The following is a 19,551-nucleotide window of genomic DNA, read 5'->3' as shown; positions in this document are numbered from 1 at the left end:
CCAATTATTTAAGTATATCTATAGCTTTTTTTTCAAAATGAGATTGATATTCCTTAATTTGTAAAGCAATGTCATTGATTGTCCCTTGGTAGCTATTAATTTCTTTCAATATGACTTCACGGTTCATAAACGTCCTAGATTGAAGCCTCCTTGCAATAGTATTTTTCATTTCATCTCTAACCTCAGTACCAGACTTACCTTGGTTGGTTTTATAATGAAGATAATCACAGCAAAGATGTTGGAAGGCAAAGGAAAAACTTTCTCCAGTGGTTTGGAAGTTCTTTAGAAAAATTTCAGCCTTTTTTACTTGCAAAGTATCAATCAAATTGTGTAACAAGGCAATTGCAGGGTGAGAATCTCTCTGACCAACACCCAGCTTTTGCGTAAATGAACCTACCGACATGTCAAGTATAAGCTGTAATCGGTTTCCCATAGCAGCATAGCTAGGGTAAGTACAAACGGTATGCAAGAATTCAACGTCGAAACCAGCTATACGTAGATTTTCTACCCAAGATGTTCTCTGATAGCTGCTATTAAAAGCATTGATTATCTGTCTCTGTACATAAATCTGAAAAGCAGAGCCAAATATATATTTTGCCAGATAGAAACATAAATCTAACATCCCGTTAAGTAATATTTGGGCATCTCCGTTTAATTTTTCATATCGGATATAGCTCTGTATACCTTGCTCTCTATCAGCAGGGAAGGCATGACGTACCCCATGAAAATCGAGCAATCGGCCACTCATGTCACAGTTTGAGGGTGAAGTCCTCATCACCAGATGACGTGTACGGCAGTAGGCTATTTGTGTAGCAAGTCTGCTAGTTAATTCGACGAGTCCATGACCTGCTTTTTCTTCGGGGGATAAATTATGCCATTGTTCTTCGTCCATTGATAAAGGATGAGGAAGGCATCCAATAAGTTTAGAAATTAGGTTTTCAACTCGGCTTGCATCATGCTGTTGTGATAGCATAGCTGCATAGGGAAGATAATAAGGTGCACGGCAAAAATGAGCGGGGCGAATAGTTGGTTCTCGTACCAACAGTGTACGTAGATCCTGAGAGCGAAACGATATTGCGTGTTTTTTTCCAGAGATAGCTTGATCCGTCAGTAATACAACCACATTGGGAACAGCACCAAAAGGCAGAAGCTTTTCCATGAGACTTCCCCATAAAACTTCCAACATAGCTCCAGTCATAGTCAGCTCGCCATCAACTTGTTTTGAGTCTTTACCAATGAGCGGGTTGGCTCCAATACCTTTTACTTGCCATTGACCATCAAAGCCACAGCGTGCACCACCACCATTGCGGGAAATTCCGTCTCCACCGTATCGTTCCGCATAAAAAACTTTCTCCTCAGAGAGGAGTGGTTCACCGTTAAAAACAGAGATATCAGATCTATTGGAGATCAGATAGCTTGTTTCTGCTTGAATTTTCTTAATTTCGATGTCTGACAAATTTTTATGCCACAACACACCCGATTTGATACGGTGTGCAATAAAGGGTATAAGTGTTTCTTTCAATTCTGACAAATTTTTCATTGGCTAATCTAATTAAATGAATATATGAATTTTCTTTCTTAATGCATTACGCCAGAAGGTACAGTGAATATCATCTTCATTAATGCCAGATATTCCCCTACCACAACGACGTATAAAGCTCAACTTGGCCATATTGGAGTCGCTTTGAGACTACGGATGTTAATTTGAATAACTAGATGACAAACTTAGAGAAGGAAAAAAATATAGCAAGATCCTTCTAATTGAATATATTTTTTGGTACCTTAAGAGATAGCTCTGTACTGAAAATCAGTCATAATCCAATACGTTAAACAGAGTAAGTTTTAACCTTTATTTGGATTATAGTATATCTTGGCTATCTCCGTCCTTAAAAATCATATTCAGAAAATGGTTATTTAACATAACACCTGTTAAGTTTGACAATTCTTTTGGAAATGAACTCTCTAATCTTGTTTGAACAGAACCGGTATAGAGTAGAGCCATATTTGGTATTATTGGGGTTGATGAAATTTTCAGCCCCAACGATAATATTAGCTAAGTGGTTTCGATTGCAAACTTAGATTACTTAGTTCACACAAAATGATTTAATATACATCAGCGGTCATCATACCTATCAATCCTCTCAAACCCACCATTACTACTATTGATACCACTACTCCCACCCCCACTATTGCCGCTATTACCACTACCACTGTTACCGTCACTGCCAAATAATGGCCCCTTAGGAGTCATAAGGCCAATTGCCATTGTTGTGCCTGCTGCAATAGCTCCACCGGCAACTCCAATTGGCCCACCAGCTATCCCCGCAGCAGCCCCTACAATCATAGCTGCTCCAATTTGATTAGCAGGAGTAACAGGTGCTCCTGCGCCACCTGAAATGTTATTTAGTAAGTCATTACGTATCGGCCTCATTTTTTCTCTCCATTGTTTGTTTTGCTTAATTGATGTAAGGTACGGTTTTCGTGGCAAAAAATTATCTTCCATTGCTTTGGAGTCCAGAATAGATCTTAATAGCAAGTAAAAGAGCATATCTCGCCCCCAAAAAAGACAGAGTGCAAAGAGCTATATCAGCGATATTTTTCTCGCTATGATGTAAAATATTAATTGATGATGAATTAACCAATGCGAGAGCAATACAGAGACTCATAATATTCAAGATGGCTGATTTCATATTTTTACTCCATATAATAATTATTCAGTTACGTTCTGATATATTGATATATATTGGATTAAAGCCGCCTTATATGTTGTTTATGATACTTCTCTCCGATAATTTATAAATAAAGGAAAAAATGAATAAATAGTAAAAATGAGTTAAGAATATTTCCTGCATTTCTATACCCTTCATCTTTCAAGTTGCTGCTTTGTTGGCCGCGTTCACTTGCCGCCGCGCTGCAACTCGAAATCTATTGGGTATAGATAGGCAAGAAATCGAGGTATAATAATTACATAATGATACAATTTATACCTGCTATTAACAAATTTTTCAATTACCTTACAATTGTTTTTCATATAAATCAAGACAGATTTGTATAAAAAGTGGATAAGGGTAATCCTCCCAAAAAAACTGAGGGTTCATAAGTGGAGTTTTCCCGTTCTCTAAACCTGAGAAAATCTTTAAATAGGCTGAAGTAGATACACTGATTCCTGAATTTTACCGTAAACCAATAATTGGCAGCGCCTACATTTATAAATGGTATGCCAAATATGGCAGAATGGACACTTCCCTGATAGTCTGTCTCAAGTGACCTATTTTATTTATTAGAACAATTAAAAACGAATGAAAAATAGGGATATATCAATGTGATTAAACCTTATTCACCTTTTCAAAGAGGTTGCATTTAATTGTATATCTCCATATTATAATAATTGCTATTCTGTATAACACGAAAACGACAACAGCATCTTATGTAAAGATACTTGAAACTTAAATAATCATGCGTAGGATTTTTTAAATGGTTATTTCGACAAGGCATTAGTGTGTGAAAATGAATGTTTTTTGTTAAGAATAACCAACCATTTCTACTCATGTTATTTTTTTGATTGAATTGGAATCGGATCTAGGGATTATCTCTAGAATATGGATTTTTATGTGGGATTTATTTCGGAAAGAAGCTGTTGAATATCAAAGAGTCAAATGGGTAGGAAAAGCATTGCTAATATCCGGAATACCAACTTGGATAATTAGTGTATTGTCGACTCTCTTTGTACTGATATTGTTGACATTACTTGTTTTCGGTAACTATATACGGCGAATTAATGTTTATGGTGAAATCACAACACAACCACGTTCGGTAAATATTTTTGCTCCTCAGCAAGGATTTATTTCACAACGATTTATAAACGTAGGGGAAGTGGTTGAAAAAGGCCAGCGCCTTTATCAAATTGATGTCAGCCAAGTTACTGAATCGGGAAAAGTGAGCGCTAATACACGTCACGCCTTAGAAAGCCAATTAGCGCAGGTTGACAATATTATTCAAAAATTGCGCGACAATAAACGTACCACACTTGACAATATCCGTATGCAAAAGCAACAGTATGAGGCAGCACATCAGCAATCCAAACGTGTTTTGGACAATGTGCGACAAGGTGTTGAGTTTGCTAAAAATAATATGCAGTCCTATAAAGATTATCAACAGCGTGGGTTAATTACCAAAGATCAACTCAGCAGTCAGACATACTCGTATTACCAACAGCAAAGCCTTTTTCAAAACCTATACAGTCAACATATTAAGGATTCACTGCAAATTACTAACTTGGACAGTGAAATAGTCACTCGTGCTGCAGATTTTGACAATCAATTATCACAATATGAACTCCAACGCAATAACCTACAAGGCCAACTTGCAGAAGTTAATGCAAACGGCACTTTAATTATAAATGCTCCAACAAATGGTCGTATTGAATCACTCAGCGTAACTTTAGGTCAAATGGTTAATATGGGGGACAGTTTAGCCCAGCTAACTCCCAATATAAATGCAACTTATTATTTAGTGCTATGGTTACCAAATAGCAGCATTCCCTATGTTTCCGTTGGTGATGTTATTAACATTCGCTATGATGCATTTCCTTTCGAAAAGTTTGGGCAGTTTTCAGGTCGGATTGAAAATATTACATATGCACCTGCTTCTATTCAGGAAATGGCAACCTACAGTAGTCCCCCCGTTTATCAATCTAATGCACAAACAGAATCCTATTACAAAGTAATGGTGGCTTTGGACAAGAGTCGATTCAGTTATCAGGGCAAAGAGCTACAGCTTACCAACGGTATGCGAACTCAATCGACGTTATTCCTTGAGAAGAGACCCCTTTACCAATGGATGTTCTCTTCTTTCTACGATATGAAAAAAAGCCTAATGGGACCAGTTCATGACTAAAGAGAATTTTGAAACCCTCATGACAAAGCTGAATTTGACGCTGGGCAGAAGGAAGGTACCACAAATTTTGCAAACAGAGGCAGCGGAATGCGGGCTGCAAGTTTAGCTATGGTATGCCATTACTATGGGTTACAAATTGATCTTTTTAATTTACGTAGCAGTTATGGACTGTTTTCGCGGGGAGCGACGTTAGCAACCTTGGTTGATATTGCTCACGATCTTAAACTGAAAACTAGAGCGTTATCACTAGATATTGATGAATTGAATGCATTGAAAGCCCCTTGTATTTTACATTGGGACATGGATCACTTTGTTGTCTTAGTCAGTGTAAACCGTGGACGGATTGCAGTTCATGATCCTGCATTTGGCCGCAGGGTTTTGGGGATGCAAGAACTATCACGGCACTTTACTGGTGTTGCATTAGAGTTGTGACCAGATAGTGAATTTAGTCCGGTTAAACAACATAACCGAATGCGTTTACGTACCTTACTGACAAATGTTCACGGTTTGAAAAGTACCTTGATCAAGATCTTTTCTTTATCGATGGTGATAGAGGCTAGTAATTTGTTACTACCGATTGGCTCCCAATTGGTTATGGATCACGTTATTTTTGCCGGCGATCATGAGCTGTTATCATTGATATGCATCGGACTGTTGTTCTTTATTTTGTTCCGTACTGGAGTATCAATGCTGCGCTCATGGATATCCATCGTCATGGAAACACTGATTGATATCCAATGGAAGGCGGGAGTATTTGACCATTTGATGAAGCTCCCGCTAGCTTATTTCGAAAAGCGCAAGCTAGGCGATATCCAGTCACGATTTGGTTCTCTGGATATTATACGGTCTACGTTCACCACAAATATTGTGATCAGCATTGTCGATAGCATCATGTCAGTTGGGGTATTTATCATGATGCTGCTGTATGGTGGTTGGCTGGTGTGGGTAGTTTTAGGTTTTACAGTGTTGTATGTGATTTTACGGCTATCAACTTACCAATATTATAGGCAAATAGCTGAAGAGCAATTGGTGAAAGGAGCTAAAGCCAGCTCTCACTTCATGGAAAGCCTGTACAGTATTGGTACTCTTAAAACGTTGGGACTATCAGAAACCCGCTCCCAGTATTGGTTGAACTTGAATGTTGAAACTATCAATGCTGGGATTAAGCTCACCAAAATGAATATGATGTTCGGTGGGCTCAATACATTCATTGCAACCTGCGACCAAATTATTATCCTTTGGTTAGGTGCTTCACTGGTTATTGATAATCAAATGACTATAGGGATGTTTGTTGCTTTCAATGCTTACCGAGGGCAGTTTTCTCAACGGGCAAGCAGCCTAATTGACGTAATGTTGAAACTGCGCATGCTCAGCCTGCACAATGAAAGGGTTGCTGATATTGTGCTATCCCAGCCAGAAAAACAGTTGCCTAATCGTCAATTTTTCTCCTCAGGAAAAGCGGTTAATTTTGAGGTTCGTAATCTGAGTTATCAATATGATAATTTTTCCAAACCTATCATTAAGGATTTTAACCTGAGCATCCGAGCCGGAGAAAGTGTTGCAATTGCAGGACCGTCAGGAGGCGGGAAAACAACATTAATGAAGTTGATGTGTGGGCTGCTGGCACCGGATTCGGGGATGATCTTGGTTGATGGGGTAGATATATATAATATCGGAGTTAATAATTATCGCCAATGCATTGCTTGCGTCCTTCAGGATGACAAGCTGCTTTCTGGCTCTATTGCAGAAAATATATCGGGGTTCGATTCTGAATTAGATCTAAGACGTATAGAGTCATGTGCTAAACGTTGTAATATCCATGATGATATTCAACGAATGCCGATGGGATATGAAACATTGGTTGGAGAATTGGGTGGAAGTTTGTCTGGTGGACAAAAACAGCGATTATTGATTGCCAGGGCACTTTATCGTCGGCCTAGCATTTTATTTATGGACGAGGCGACGAGTCATTTAGATTTGGAAAATGAGGCCATCATTAACCAAGCAATAGCACAATTAAAAATAACCAGAATCATTATTGCCCATCGACAGTCAACAATTTCTTCAGCCGACAGAATCATTTCCTTAGAAGCTGCTGGCGTTAATTGAGCAACAATTGAACTGTATAATGGTTCAATTCAGATTAATAAAAAAGTGCTGATTTTTATCCGGCACTTAATGAGCAACTATCTCTTACTTGACAGTAATAGGAAAAGTTATTTGTTAAAAGGTTACCTGAAGATTTAATAGTGTAATTGATTCCAACCATACCACCAAGAGTTATTAGCTGCACCGGGATTGGAAAAGTATCCAACTTCCATTGCCTTATTGAGCTTATAATCGTTTGCTCTTCCTTGGGCAGCACAATAACCAAATTTCTGCCTGATTAATGATTAATCAGCGGCGTCTCTGATAGCCAATTGAAGGAATGCAAACAGCTTGTGGGGCGAAGTTAATTGCCAGTCAAAGTAAGTTTATCCATGATTTTTGAAATCAATGGAGCTGACGTCCAGCTGGACGGGCTCCATGATAAACAAATCTATTAAAGTCTCTAAAATAGTGATGAATTGGTTTTTTTAGTCATATTAAACACATTCAATACACATAAATATTGAACATCAGAGTCCATAAATTAAAGATAGCTTCTGTTCAGTTCACTTTATTGGCTATTTTCACCGTATAACATTTTTAATACTAAACTGAAAATTTAAATCACCTTGTGCGGGCCAAAGCATTCATAGTGGATAAATTGTTTATCAATTCCTATATCCAATAGCTGTTTTGCTACATATTGCATAAAGGGAGCTGGGCCACAGAAATAAAAATTCATTCCTTCAGTGTTGAGCGTCCCATTCAGAACTGGCAAATCCATAAAATCTTATTCCACTTTGGTGCCAATGTTATATTTAATCATATTTTCTTATGATTTAATTGTTTCATTGATTAAAAAACAGTATGATTGCTTCTTTTGTGATCATTTTGTCTGGGGCATATTGCGGGATGATAACTTAATTATAGGTAACAATTACTTATGGCTATTTACAGCGTCTGTTAGCTGATGAAGGGATCTTTTATTACTACTATCTGGGGGCAGTCATGGCACCTGAATTAAGCGAAAAACTGGCTAATTATCAGAAAGAACATCCCGGCGTTCGGCTTTATGCGCTGGTGAATGGTTTGCAATATGAGCGCTGTTTTGGTGAGGAAATTAACTATATCGCGGGTATCAACAACCCACTGTTCCGGCACTATCCAGATTCAAAAATTGCGTTTGCAGGCCCGTGGCTGTTTGATATGGAATACGCTCATCAGTGGCAAGATGAATTATCAACACTTGAAAAAACGTCTCCGGCAGTATCATGGCTGTTAACCTCTCTGTCATTGGATAAATTGACCCGCCATCTTGTGCCATATTTAAATATTCAGCTGTCGGCAAAACAGACGGCACTGCTACGTTTTTATGATCCCCGTATTTTGCATCGCATTCGTGACATTTTTAGCCATGAGCAAATGTCTGCATTTATGCAGGGTATTAACGTATGGGTTTATCAACACAATGCTACTTACTATTCGGTGTCAGGAGACCCATTATGATTGAATTGACCCAGACACAACTTGATATCATTACCAAACTGGAAAAGCAGACCGTTATTGATCGTATACAGGCCGAACTTCTAGCTAAACACGCTGAATTAATACCTTCTCCGTCTTCGTTGAACAAACGGCTAATGGCTGCTTATGACTATTTACTGACATTAGACTTTCAGGATAAATACTTGATTCAATCCTATTTATCTCTGGTCGCGTTTAATCCTGATTTTCAGCATGCCTCGCCAATCAAATCTGCTCTGGAATCCCCTGATCAGAAATCTGAGCAACAGTTTAAAGATATTCTTTATATTGCAAAAAATAAGATAAACAGGAGACGTTAATATGCCAATACCGTTACTGGCCCCTGTCGCAGTGGGTGCGGCTGAATATGTTGCCAGCGCTTGTGTCGGGGTACTAATTGCTGTCGGCATCATGGAAGCAAGTAAAGAAAAACCGGTTGAAGACGATGAACACATTCACCGTAAAAAAATGGATTTTGTGATAAGTCCTGAAATCACGGATGAAGACAGAAATATTGTCTGGAGTGCCGAAGCGCATGCGGATTTTTGGGAGGATGATGATTTAGAGGATGAATCAGTTGATACCAGTGCGGTTCAGGCAAAGTCCCAGTCTAAGGCGGAAGAGTGTGAAAAAACGGAGAGTAAAAAAGAGTGCAAGGCTTGCCTGGCTATTCCGGTGACGAGTGAAAAATATCGCAAGGTGAGCCGCTGGAGCGCCATCACAATTAACTATCAGCGATTTATTGCCCAAACGAAATATGATCCCACTATACAGATGATCCAGGAATTTCAGTGCCTGAAAGTGACCTTTGATGGCTGGCGACCGGCGTATTGCTTATTTCTGGAGGCCAAAGCGCGGTATGACCAGTTTTTTGATACTGAAGGTGAACCAAAAATTTGGTGGAAAGGGAGTAAGTCGGGTAAAAAACAGGCGGAAAGGCATCAAACTGTTTGTGACACACTAGAGGGTACCCCGCATGTGGAATGGCATTTTTTACAACCAATCAGTTATGCCTATTTTAAGGGAATATTTAGTCAATTTAAAAATATCAGTGTCCATTATACTCCCTATGCCGATTTAATGACTAGAATCTAATTCGAGGTTTAAATGACAATAATTCGTATAAAAATCAATGTGTATTATGAACAACAGGAAACCATTACCGTAAATACAGCGTTAATGGATTTATTTCATATTACACGGCAAATCGATATCTTCTTCAGGCAGGAAAAGACATGGTATTTAACGGGCTATTCACGAAAAGAGGCCCTAAAACACATTGTGTTTGATAAACAAGGGCCAACAGAAAAGACAGTGAGCTATTTTGAAAAATCTTATAAAAAAGATTTTCCTTCACTTATTGAAGATATGTGGGATGGAGAGCGGGATGAGATAGCTAATGGTATTAGTTATAATAAACTGTCTACAAGAGGCATCAACTGGGTTTGGCAAGAATTCAATTTAAAAATTGACAGCAGTCAACTGAATGTATCCCGATTAATTGATTTAGTTAAATATTTAGCGACCAGTCGTGATTTTCCTTATATTCAAGTAGAAACCAACGGCTATACCTTAAAAGGCAAGCAAGTTTTCCCAGACCGTCTCAGTGTTGGCTGGATGCTTTACCAGCCCCGTATTATTGATAAATCCTATCTGCCTATGGCGGAAGATGTGCTTCCAGTGCACCAGAATAATGAACAGATAGGTACTCTGATTGTCACCCAAAAAGGTATTTTTGATGGAAGAAATCAGGACGATATTGATAAATCCAATGATGTTGAAATACAGTTGCTGAACCTGGGATTATTGCCATTAATTACTGATGTTTGATAGGGAGAGAGGTTATTTGCCAATTGGAAAGTGTGGAGAATCTTAATGTCAAAAGCGGTTATTTTATTGGGTGATACGACAGATCATGGCGGTAAGGTGATTACCGCTGTTGATGAATATACTCACAATGGTATTCCTATAGCAGGTAAAGGAGATTTGGTCGCATGTCTCCAATGCAAAGGTGTATTTCCTATTATTCAGGGGGCTGACTCTTTAAAATATATACCCTTCATCTTTCAAGTTGCTGCTTTGTTGGCTGCGTTCACTCACCCCAGTCACATAGTTATCTATGCTCCTGGGGATTCGTTCACTTGCCGTCGCGCTGCAACTCGAAATCTATTGGGTATAAAGGGAAACCTATTGCGCTTGAAGGAATGCAAACAGCTTGTGGGGCGAAATTAATTGCCAGTTAAGTTTACCCATGATTTTTGAAATCAATGGAGCTGACGTCCAGCTGGACGGGCTCCATGATAAACAAATCTATTAAAGTCTCTAAAATAGTGATGAATTGGTTTTTTTAGTCATATTAAACACATTCAATACACATAAATATTGAATATTGAACATCAGAGTCCATAAATTAAAGATAGCTTCTGTTCAGTTGACTTTATTGGCTATTTTCACCGTATAACGTTTTTAATACTAAACTGAAAATTTAAATTACTTTATGCGGACCAAAGCATTCATAGTGGATAAATTGTTTATCAATTCCTATATCCAATAGCTGTTTTGCTACATATTGCATAAAGGGAACCGGGCCACAGAAATAAAAATGCATTCCTTCAGTGTTGAGCGCCCCATTTAGAACTGACAAATCCATAAAACCTTTATGTTGATAATGGATGCCTTGTTGGTCTCCATCTCTTGGTTCGCGGTACCAAATTGTGCGGTTAAGATTCGGCATTGTTTGCGCGATGTCTGCAACTTCATGGGTGAATGCGTGATGACCACCGTGCTCTGCTGCATGTAACCAGTTAATCTGGCTGTTGTGGTTTTGCTGGTGGAGTTGATGCAGCATACTCATCATCGGTGTCAGGCCAACCCCCGCAGAAATCAAAGTAACCGGTGTTTCTGGCTTAATATCAAGGAAAAAATCTCCGCGTGGAGCGGCCAACCAAACAGTGTCGCCTTCTTGCATCTTATCGTGCATATGGTTGGAAACGGTTCCTTGTGGCTCTCGCTTGATCGCAATGCGATAACTGGAACCATTTGGTGCGGTTGTCAATGAGTATTGGCGGATTTCACGGTTATCAAAACTATCATCTTCCAGATAAATGCTCAAATATTGGCCGGGTTTGTAGTCCATTACTTTTCCGCCATCCTGTGGCACAAACTCAAAGCTGCAAATGACATCACTTTTTACTTGTTTCCGGCTGATACGGAATGGACGCAAGCCACGCCAGCCGCCATCTGTCGATTCGCCACTATGATAGATCTGTTCTTCACGATTGATAAAAACATCAGCCAACACACCATAAGCTTTCCCCCAAGCGTCCAGAATTTCATTTCCCGGTTGGAACATTTCATCCAATGTTGCCAACAGGTGAGTGCCGACAATTTGATAATGTTCTGGTTGAATATTCAGGCTGGCGTGTTTATGCGCAATTTTTTCAACTGCCGGCAAGAGGGCTGTCAGATTGTCAAGATTGGCTGCATAGGCGCAGATGGCATTGAATAGGGCTTCACGCTGATCGCCATTGAGTTGATGGCTCATATTAAAAATATTTTTCAGCTCAGGATTATGTTTGAACATCCGTTCATAAAAATGGGCTGTTAGTTTCGGGCCAGTAGTAGCGAGCAGTGGAATAGTAGATTTGACAGTTGCAATGGTTTGACTATCCAGCATGATTGAAACTCCTGAATTTCTTTCAAGTGATGATGAAAGCTATAACATGTAAATAAAATACAACTTATAGTTTTTGGGAGATTTTGTAAATATAAAATGTGGTCTTTATGATAAAAAAATATTTGTAGTAGATATTTACACTAAGGCTGAGGCTGCCCTAGGTCACAAATTCCGACAATGGCCCAAAATATAGGGAGTTTTTGTTATGTCTGAAAAAACCAATACCTTATTGCAATTGACATGCAATCGTTTGCGTAAAATATTTTGTCAAGACTATCTCATTCTGTGAAAAGGGTTTACACTGTGTGCCATTCTGCCCTTTGGGGTGTTGTTTGAAGAGAAGTTAGCTGAGTCAGGAGAACCCAATGTTAAAGCGTGAAATGAATATTGCTAATTATGATCCCGAACTATGGCAGGCGATGGAGCAAGAAGTTGTTCGTCAGGAAGAACACATCGAGTTAATTGCTTCTGAAAACTATACCAGCCCAAGAGTTATGCAGGCACAGGGCTCCCAGCTCACTAACAAATATGCCGAAGGTTATCCGGGTAAACGCTACTACGGCGGTTGTGAATATGTAGACGTTGTTGAGCAATTGGCTATTGATCGTGCTAAGGCGCTGTTTGGTGCTGATTATGCCAACGTTCAGCCTCACTCTGGCTCTCAAGCGAACGCGGCAGTTTATATGGCTTTGCTGCAACCAGGTGATACGGTGTTGGGGATGAATTTGGCACATGGCGGTCATTTGACTCATGGCTCCCCAGTTAACTTCTCTGGTAAATTATATAACATCGTACCTTACGGTATTGATGAAAGCGGTAAGATCGATTATGACGATATCGCGGCACAAGCTCAAAAACACCAGCCAAAAATGATTATTGGCGGTTTTTCTGCTTATTCCGGGGTTGTTGACTGGGCAAGAATGCGTGAAATCGCCGACAGTATCGGCGCTTATTTGTTCGTTGATATGGCTCATGTTGCTGGCCTAATTGCCGCCGGCGTTTATCCTAACCCAGTTCCTCATGCTCACATTGTGACTACCACGACGCATAAAACATTGGCGGGTCCACGTGGTGGTTTGATTTTGGCAAAAGGTGGCGACGAAGAACTGTATAAGAAATTGAATTCTTCTGTATTCCCAGGTTGTCAGGGTGGACCTTTGATGCATGTTATTGCCGGTAAAGCAGTTGCATTGAAAGAAGCGATGGAACCAGAATTTAAAGCGTATCAACATCAGGTTGCTGATAACGCGAAAGCAATGGTTGAAGTCTTCCTGTCGCGTGGCTACAAAGTCATTTCCGGTGGTACTGAGAACCACTTATTCCTGCTGGATCTGGTTGACAAAAACATCACTGGTAAAGACGCTGATGCTGCGTTGGGCCGTGCAAACATTACCGTAAACAAAAATAGCGTACCTAATGATCCGAAGAGCCCATTTGTGACTTCCGGTGTACGTATTGGTACTCCTGCAATTACTCGGCGTGGTTTCAAACAAGCAGAAGCTCAGGAATTGGCAGGCTGGATGTGCGATGTATTAGACAACATCAATGATGAAGCGATCATTGAAACAACTAAGCAAAAAGTTCTGGCTATTTGCGCAAAATATCCGGTTTACGCATAAATTATAATTTTAATATACCCAATAGATTTCAAGATGCAGCGCGGCGACAAGTGAAAGCAGTCAACAAAGCAGCAACTTGAAGGATGAAGGGTATAAATCATTATTAAAACCTGCTCCAGCTAACCTTGTTTGCTTAAAGTTAGTGTCGAGCAGGTTTTTTGCATTATTAACCAGGAGGGATTGATGGTTATTCAGTCGACGCGTTGGCTGGCGTTAGATTACTTCACATATTTCTTTTCTTACGGGATATTTTTGCCTTTTTGGGCAGTTTGGCTTCAGGGAGAAGGTATAACACCTGATATGATGGGGATTTTATTGGGTGCGGGTTTAGTTTCCCGTTTTTTGGGTAGTTTACTGATCGCCCCTACGGTTAAGAATCCGGCTGCACTTATTCTTGCGTTGCGTATATTGGCACTGTTGACTCTGGTTTTTCTTATCGGTTTTACATTGGGAAATCACTGGGCATGGCTCTTATTTATCATGATTGGTTTCAACCTGTTTTTTTCGCCAATGATGCCATTAAGTGACGCGCTGGCAGGAACTTGGCAAAAACAATTTCCCTTCGATTACGGTAGAATACGGGTTTGGGGTTCAATTGCTTTTATTATCAGTTCTGCGTTGACCGGAGAGTTTATCTCTGTCTGGGGACATCAAGTCATTCTTATAACTATTTTGTTCAGTGCCTCATCAACGCTACTGGTAACATTGCTGAAACCCTCTATCATGCCTGCTAGTAACGTGAAATCAGCCAAAGTTGATATGGTGTCATTTAAACAGCTATTGTCTGAAAAATCGATACGCCAATTTCTGCTCTGTGTGGCTTTGTTGCAAGGCGCTCACGCAGGATATTACAGTTTTAGTGCAATTTATTGGGAGAAAGCGGGGTATTCTGCCTCAATAATCGGTTATCTTTGGTCGTTAGGAGTAATAGCTGAAGTTGTTATTTTTACGCTGAGTAATAAATTATTCCGCCGTTGGAATGTTCGTAACCTTTTGCTGCTTTCCGGTATATGTGGTGTTGTTCGCTGGGGATTAATGGGCACATTCACTTCATTACCCGTATTGATTGTCGTGCAAATCCTGCATTGCGGCACATTTACTGTTTGCCACCTGGCGGCAATGCGTTTTATCGGTGCCAGAAAGGAAGGGGAAATTGTTCGATTGCAGGCGACTTATTCTGCGTTAGCAATGGGGGGTGGGATTGCTGTCATGACGGTAATTGCAGGATTTATGTATGATTATCTGCACAGTGGAATTTTCTGGGTAATGGCTTTAGTTGCTTTTCCTGCCATCTTCTTGCGGCCACAGGTTAAAGCTCATAATTATTAACAATATAGGTTCAGTTTCTTATGAAATTTTTTGTAAGAAACTGAATAGCTTTAATAATGTTTTTATGAAATATCATGTCGAACAAGTTAACAATAAAAGATATCGCACGTTTGGCTAATGTGAGTAAATCAACTGTATCGCGTGTGTTAAACAATGAGAGTAGCGTCAGTTCACAGGTACGTGAAAGAGTCGAAGCGATTATTCACCAAAATAACTTTATTCCCTCTAAATCTGCAAGAGCGATGAGGGTGAAAAGTGACAAAATTATTGCCTTAATTGTGTCACGGTTGGGGTCCTTTTCGGAAAATCTGTCTATAAGTACGATGTTACCCCTATTTTATCAGCATGGTTATGATCCTATTATTATGGAAAGTAATTTCAATCCGCAGCTTTTACAGGAACATCTACGCCAATTGGCGTTACGTAATGCGGATGGTGTTATTTTGTTTGGTTTCACCGGATTGTCAGAAGAATCCTTGTTTCCCTGGCGTGACAAAATAGTGGTATTTGCACGTGAATATGCTGATTTTTCTTCCATATGTTATGACGATGTGGGTGCTGTTCGCTTACTAATGAATGAACTTTACCAGCGGGGTCACAGAGATATCAGTTTTCTTGGTGTAGGTGATTGTGATACCACGACAGGCTTTCGTCGTCATCAGTCCTATTTACATTGCTGTGAACAGAAAGAGTTACGCCCACTTTCAGTTCAATGTGATTTAAGCTATCAAAGTGGGTTTCAGCATGTTGACAAAGTACTAAGAAAGGAAACTACGGCTTTAATCTGTGCAACAGACAGCCTTGCGTTGGGAGCATATAAGTATTTGCAGCAAAATAATCGGGAAGATATACAAATAGGTAGTATTGGTAGTACACCTTTGCTGAATTTTTTGTACCCTAACACGCTTTCTGTCGATTTGGGCTATAGTGAAGCAGGTAAGTATGCGGCTAATCAATTGATGGCTCAGATAAATCAACAATACCCAAAACAGCAGGTAATCGTTCCCAGTAAATTGGCTTAAAAGTGAGAATATTGCAGTTTCAATGTGATCTTTAACGCATTTTTGGGAACGTTCCCATGACAAGCGTTACTGAATGATATTAGGATGAAATTACTTTACTAAGCATGCTAATTAGTGATTGATACTAACTTATAATGATTGGCTATGATGAAAAATAAAATAAATTCTAAAGATATAGAAAAACTAATTACATTAATCGGTGGTTGTGAAAATATAGCCAGTGTGACTCATTGTATTACTCGATTGAGGTTTGTATTGGTTGAGCCCGCTAAGGCGATGACAGATAAAATAAAAAATCTGCCGATGGTTAAAGGGTGTTTTACCAATGCAGGACAGTTTCAGGTAGTGATAGGTACTAATGTTGGTGATTACTATCAGGTTTTAAATAACTATCTTGGTCAATCTGAATTAAGTAAAAAAGATATACAGCAGGTTGAGAAAAAGCAGGCTAAGAAAAAAAATATGAAATGGCAAGAGCGTATTATTTCTCAGTTTGCAGAAATATTTTTTCCTTTGCTACCGGCGTTAATTAGCGGAGGGCTTATTTTAGGCTTCCGTAATATTATTGGTGATATTCCTTTCAGTGAAGGTAAATCTTTAGCCCAAATATATCCTGCCTGGAAAACAATATATGATTTTTTATGGCTGCTAGGTGAGGCTATTTTCTTCTATCTGCCTGTGGGTATTTGTTGGTCAGCCGTCAGGACAATGGGTGGGACACCGATATTAGGAATTATATTAGGAATAACATTGGTATCTCCTCAACTTATGAATGCTTATCAGTTAGGGCAACATATTCCTGAGATATGGAATTTTGGCTTGTTTACGATCGATAAAGTTGGTTATCAAGCACAAGTTATTCCATCACTGTTGGCTGGTATTACTTTGGGGTGGATTGAAATTCAGTTAAAACGGGTGGTTCCTAGTTATCTCTATTTGGTGATTGTTCCTGTCGTTTCGTTGATCTTAGCAACCTTTTTAGCGCATAGTCTTATTGGGCCGTTTGGTCGGTTACTTGGAGACGGTGTCGCTTGGGTTGTGAAGGCATTAATGACGGGAAGTTTTGCTCCTATCGGCGCAGCTTTATTTGGATTCTTTTATGCGCCGCTGGTTATCACGGGTATTCATCAAACCACATTAGCGGTAGATATGCAGATGGTGCAAAGTATAGGTGGAACGCCGATTTGGCCTATTATTGCATTATCTAATATTGCTCAAGGTTCAGCGGTGGTTGGCATTATTTTAATCAGCAAAAAACATAATGAACGGGAGTTATCTGTACCGGCAGCGATCTCTGCATATTTGGGCGTCACTGAGCCTGCTATGTATGGTATTAATATTAAATATCGATACCCTATGCTCTGTGCCATGATTGGTTCTGGTTTCGCTGGATTAATTTGTGGGTTGAGTGGTGTATTAGCAAACGGTATTGGTGTTGGTGGTCTGCCAGGTATTCTTTCGATTAAACCGCAATTTTGGGCAATTTACGCATTAGCTATGCTCGTGGCTGTTATTATTCCGTTGGTACTGACGACGATTGTTTATCGAAAGAAGAATATGAGTAGTGTATTAGCTGTTGAATAATTCTATTAAATCTTCACCTGACTAACAGATTAAAAGTAATTTTAATTCAGGAAATATATTGATAAGGCGTTTTTGATGGACAAAATCATTCCATGGTGGTTACAAGGTGTCATCTATCAGATATATCCTAAAAGTTTCCAGGATACGACTGGTAGTGGAACCGGTGATCTTAACGGCATTACTTACCGGCTTGATTATTTGAAAAAACTGGGCATAGACGCTATTTGGGTGACCCCTTTTTACCTCTCACCACAGGTAGATAATGGTTATGATGTTGCTGATTATTATTCTATTGATCCAGCTTATGGATCAATGGATGATTTTAAGCGTTTGGTTAATGAAGCACATCAACGTGATATCCGTATTATCGTGGATATTGTTTTCAACCATACATCGACTCAACACCCTTGGTTCAAACAAGCACAAGATATTAATAGCCCTTACCGGCAGTATTACATCTGGCGGGATGGGATACCGGGGACACCGCCTAATAATTGGGTGTCAAAATTTGGCGGGAATGCCTGGGAGTGGCACGAGGAAAGCAAACAGTATTATTTACACCTGTTTGCCGCTGAGCAGGCGGACCTAAACTGGGAGCATGAGCCAGTACGAGCTGAACTTAAAAAGATTTGTGAATTTTGGGCTGATCTTGGCGTTGATGGGTTCCGTCTGGATGTTATTAATTTGGTTTCCAAGCAGCAGGATTTCCCTGAAGCAACAGAGGGAGATGGGCGCCAGTTCTATACCGATGGTCCGCGTATTCATGAATTTTTGCAGGAAATAAACAGAGAGGCATTCCAGCCTGCGGGGGTAATGACTGTAGGAGAAATGTCTTCTACTTCCCTAGAAAATTGCCAGCGTTACTCCTCGTTAGATGGTGAAGAGCTATCGATGGTTTTTGCCTTTCATCATTTGAAAGTCGATTACCCTAATGGCGAAAAATGGGTGACAGCATCACCTGATTTTATTGAGCTGAAGAAAATTTTTACTAAGTGGCAGCAAGGAATGCATAAACGGGCGTGGAATGCGCTGTTCTGGTGTAATCACGATCAACCGCGGATTGTTTCGCGTTTTGGTGGTGAAGGGGCATTGCGGGTTCCATCTGCCAAAATGTTAGCAATGGTGTTGCATGGTATGCAGGGAACTCCTTACATCTATCAAGGGGAAGAATTGGGAATGACTAACCCGAACTTTTCTCAAATTGAAGATTACCGGGATATAGAAAGCTTAAATATTTATCAGGAGAAGATTGGGCAGGGCGGCGATAAAGAAAAAATCTTGTCGATCCTGGCGAAGAAATCTCGTGATAATGGGCGAACGCCGATGCAATGGGATGCAACTCATCATGCAGGATTTACGCAGGGTGAGCCGTGGATCGCGCTGAATAGTGATTACAGGGAAGTGAATGCTGAAAACGCTATGCAGGATAGTGATTCGGTTTTTCATTGTTATGCACGCTTAATAAAGCTACGTAAAGAATATCCTGTATTGACTTATGGCAGCTATGAAGACTTATTGCCGTCTCATCCTTCCCTTTGGTGTTATGTTCGTCGTTGGGAAAGTCAAACGTTACTGGTTATCGCCAATCTCAGCGCGGAAGTACAAGAATGGTCACTGGATGCTTCTTTATCCCATTGTTCGTGGGTTAAGTTAATGGGGAACTATCCTGAATCCCCGCTACCTGCAAAAAACATACAATTACAGCCTTATGAAGCCGTTTATTGGTTGGCGGAATAACAACACTTTGAAGGGATTGTCGTATCGAAAGGTATACCGCATTTTTGCGGTATACCTAATTGCTGTTTTGCAACGC

15 protein-coding genes and 2 pseudogenes are annotated in these 19,551 nt (G+C 39.8%); 12 read left to right on the top strand and 5 right to left on the bottom strand.

What is annotated here, in order from left to right; translation table 11 throughout:
* Positions 1-4 precede the first annotated feature (4 nt).
* The 3 genes from BDD30_RS23875 to BDD30_RS04725 all read right to left on the bottom strand — a co-directional run bounded on the left by BDD30_RS23875 (position 5) and on the right by BDD30_RS04725 (position 2,690).
* Positions 5-1,540: a hypothetical protein gene (locus BDD30_RS23875; RefSeq protein WP_015833485.1), complete on the bottom strand. Its 1,536-nt coding sequence runs from the start codon at positions 1,538-1,540 to the stop codon at positions 5-7.
* 573 nt (positions 1,541-2,113) lie between these two features.
* The gene (locus BDD30_RS24965) at positions 2,114-2,431 is read right to left on the bottom strand and encodes a hypothetical protein (protein ID WP_015833487.1); all 318 of its coding nucleotides are present in this window, start codon (positions 2,429-2,431) and stop codon (positions 2,114-2,116) included.
* Positions 2,432-2,492: 61 nt separating this feature from the next.
* Positions 2,493-2,690, bottom strand: coding sequence for a hypothetical protein (locus BDD30_RS04725; protein ID WP_041381675.1), 198 nt, complete (start codon positions 2,688-2,690; stop codon positions 2,493-2,495).
* Between the two features lie 919 nt (positions 2,691-3,609).
* Between BDD30_RS04725 and BDD30_RS04720 the strand changes: the two genes are divergently transcribed.
* Both BDD30_RS04720 and BDD30_RS04715 read left to right on the top strand, forming a co-directional pair.
* Positions 3,610-4,896, top strand: coding sequence for an HlyD family secretion protein (locus BDD30_RS04720; protein ID WP_015833488.1), 1,287 nt, complete (start codon positions 3,610-3,612; stop codon positions 4,894-4,896).
* Positions 4,889-7,005 (top strand): annotated as a pseudogene (locus tag BDD30_RS04715) (peptidase domain-containing ABC transporter). The gene BDD30_RS04720 and the pseudogene BDD30_RS04715 overlap by 8 nt, the downstream one beginning before the upstream one ends.
* A gap of 598 nt (positions 7,006-7,603) precedes the next feature.
* Here BDD30_RS04715 and BDD30_RS04710 read toward each other — a convergent pair.
* Positions 7,604-7,768: pseudogene (locus BDD30_RS04710) on the bottom strand (NO-inducible flavohemoprotein); the annotation flags it as partial.
* A gap of 224 nt (positions 7,769-7,992) precedes the next feature.
* Between BDD30_RS04710 and BDD30_RS04705 the strand changes: the two are divergent.
* From BDD30_RS04705 to BDD30_RS24865, 5 genes are read left to right on the top strand one after another with little or no spacing between them, the layout of a single operon-like run.
* Positions 7,993-8,490 carry a DUF4123 domain-containing protein gene (locus tag BDD30_RS04705; RefSeq protein WP_015833492.1) on the top strand — a complete coding sequence of 166 codons (498 nt, stop codon included), beginning with the start codon at positions 7,993-7,995 and terminating at the stop codon, positions 8,488-8,490.
* Positions 8,487-8,828 carry a hypothetical protein gene (locus BDD30_RS04700; RefSeq protein WP_015833493.1) on the top strand — a complete coding sequence of 114 codons (342 nt, stop codon included), beginning with the start codon at positions 8,487-8,489 and terminating at the stop codon, positions 8,826-8,828. Before BDD30_RS04705 ends, BDD30_RS04700 begins: the two co-directional genes overlap by 4 nt.
* Position 8,829: 1 nt before the next feature.
* Complete coding sequence (locus BDD30_RS04695) at positions 8,830-9,603, top strand: restriction endonuclease fold toxin 5 domain-containing protein (protein WP_015833494.1); 774 nt, start codon at positions 8,830-8,832, stop codon at positions 9,601-9,603.
* A gap of 12 nt (positions 9,604-9,615) precedes the next feature.
* Positions 9,616-10,338 (top strand): Imm52 family immunity protein, encoded by a 723-nt coding sequence (locus BDD30_RS04690; protein WP_015833495.1) that lies wholly within the window; start codon positions 9,616-9,618, stop codon positions 10,336-10,338.
* A gap of 45 nt (positions 10,339-10,383) precedes the next feature.
* Positions 10,384-10,740 (top strand): PAAR domain-containing protein, encoded by a 357-nt coding sequence (locus BDD30_RS24865; RefSeq protein WP_015833496.1) that lies wholly within the window; start codon positions 10,384-10,386, stop codon positions 10,738-10,740.
* Between the two features lie 253 nt (positions 10,741-10,993).
* Here BDD30_RS24865 and hmpA read toward each other — a convergent pair whose 3' ends face one another.
* Positions 10,994-12,184, bottom strand: a complete 1,191-nt coding sequence (hmpA, locus tag BDD30_RS04680) for an NO-inducible flavohemoprotein (protein ID WP_015833497.1) — start codon at positions 12,182-12,184, stop codon at positions 10,994-10,996.
* 365 nt (positions 12,185-12,549) lie between these two features.
* Between hmpA and glyA the strand changes: the two genes are divergently transcribed.
* The 5 genes from glyA (at position 12,550) to treC (ending at position 19,475) form a co-directional block, all read left to right on the top strand.
* Positions 12,550-13,803: a serine hydroxymethyltransferase gene (gene glyA / locus BDD30_RS04675; RefSeq protein ID WP_015833499.1), complete on the top strand. Its 1,254-nt coding sequence runs from the start codon at positions 12,550-12,552 to the stop codon at positions 13,801-13,803.
* A gap of 183 nt (positions 13,804-13,986) precedes the next feature.
* On the top strand, positions 13,987-15,132 hold the full coding sequence (locus tag BDD30_RS04670; RefSeq protein ID WP_015833500.1) for a 3-phenylpropionate MFS transporter: 1,146 nt from the start codon (positions 13,987-13,989) through the stop codon (positions 15,130-15,132).
* Positions 15,133-15,206: 74 nt separating this feature from the next.
* Complete coding sequence (treR, locus tag BDD30_RS04665) at positions 15,207-16,154, top strand: trehalose operon repressor TreR (protein WP_015833501.1); 948 nt, start codon at positions 15,207-15,209, stop codon at positions 16,152-16,154.
* Between the two features lie 144 nt (positions 16,155-16,298).
* A complete protein-coding gene (gene treB, locus BDD30_RS04660; protein WP_015833502.1) occupies positions 16,299-17,738 on the top strand; it encodes a PTS trehalose transporter subunit IIBC in 1,440 nt (479 codons plus the stop codon).
* A 75-nt stretch (positions 17,739-17,813) separates the two neighbouring features.
* Positions 17,814-19,475, top strand: a complete 1,662-nt coding sequence (gene treC / locus BDD30_RS04655) for an alpha,alpha-phosphotrehalase (protein WP_015833503.1) — start codon at positions 17,814-17,816, stop codon at positions 19,473-19,475.
* The last annotated feature ends 76 nt before the right edge of the window (positions 19,476-19,551 follow it).

It is taken from the genome of Photorhabdus asymbiotica (assembly GCF_003634575.1).
Classification (GTDB): Bacteria; Pseudomonadota; Gammaproteobacteria; order Enterobacterales; family Enterobacteriaceae; genus Photorhabdus; species Photorhabdus asymbiotica.
This window is presented reverse-complemented; position numbering and strand designations above follow the sequence as displayed.

Bases quoted from the DNA above. Each gene is read 5' to 3' on its own strand.
- BDD30_RS04720 (WP_015833488.1), top strand. From the start codon at position 3,610: ATGTGGGATTTATTTCGGAAAGAAGCTGTTGAATATCAAAGAGTCAAA.
- BDD30_RS23875 (WP_015833485.1), bottom strand. From the start codon at position 1,540: ATGAAAAATTTGTCAGAATTGAAAGAAACACTTATACCCTTTATTGCA.
- hmpA (WP_015833497.1), bottom strand. From the start codon at position 12,184: ATGCTGGATAGTCAAACCATTGCAACTGTCAAATCTACTATTCCACTG.
- BDD30_RS04705 (WP_015833492.1), top strand. From the start codon at position 7,993: ATGGCACCTGAATTAAGCGAAAAACTGGCTAATTATCAGAAAGAACAT.
- BDD30_RS24865 (WP_015833496.1), top strand. From the start codon at position 10,384: ATGTCAAAAGCGGTTATTTTATTGGGTGATACGACAGATCATGGCGGT.
- treC (WP_015833503.1), top strand. From the start codon at position 17,814: ATGGACAAAATCATTCCATGGTGGTTACAAGGTGTCATCTATCAGATA.
- glyA (WP_015833499.1), top strand. From the start codon at position 12,550: ATGTTAAAGCGTGAAATGAATATTGCTAATTATGATCCCGAACTATGG.
- BDD30_RS04670 (WP_015833500.1), top strand. From the start codon at position 13,987: ATGGTTATTCAGTCGACGCGTTGGCTGGCGTTAGATTACTTCACATAT.
- BDD30_RS04700 (WP_015833493.1), top strand. From the start codon at position 8,487: ATGATTGAATTGACCCAGACACAACTTGATATCATTACCAAACTGGAA.
- treB (WP_015833502.1), top strand. From the start codon at position 16,299: ATGATGAAAAATAAAATAAATTCTAAAGATATAGAAAAACTAATTACA.
- BDD30_RS04690 (WP_015833495.1), top strand. From the start codon at position 9,616: ATGACAATAATTCGTATAAAAATCAATGTGTATTATGAACAACAGGAA.
- treR (WP_015833501.1), top strand. From the start codon at position 15,207: ATGTCGAACAAGTTAACAATAAAAGATATCGCACGTTTGGCTAATGTG.
- BDD30_RS04725 (WP_041381675.1), bottom strand. From the start codon at position 2,690: ATGAAATCAGCCATCTTGAATATTATGAGTCTCTGTATTGCTCTCGCA.
- BDD30_RS04695 (WP_015833494.1), top strand. From the start codon at position 8,830: ATGCCAATACCGTTACTGGCCCCTGTCGCAGTGGGTGCGGCTGAATAT.
- BDD30_RS24965 (WP_015833487.1), bottom strand. From the start codon at position 2,431: ATGAGGCCGATACGTAATGACTTACTAAATAACATTTCAGGTGGCGCA.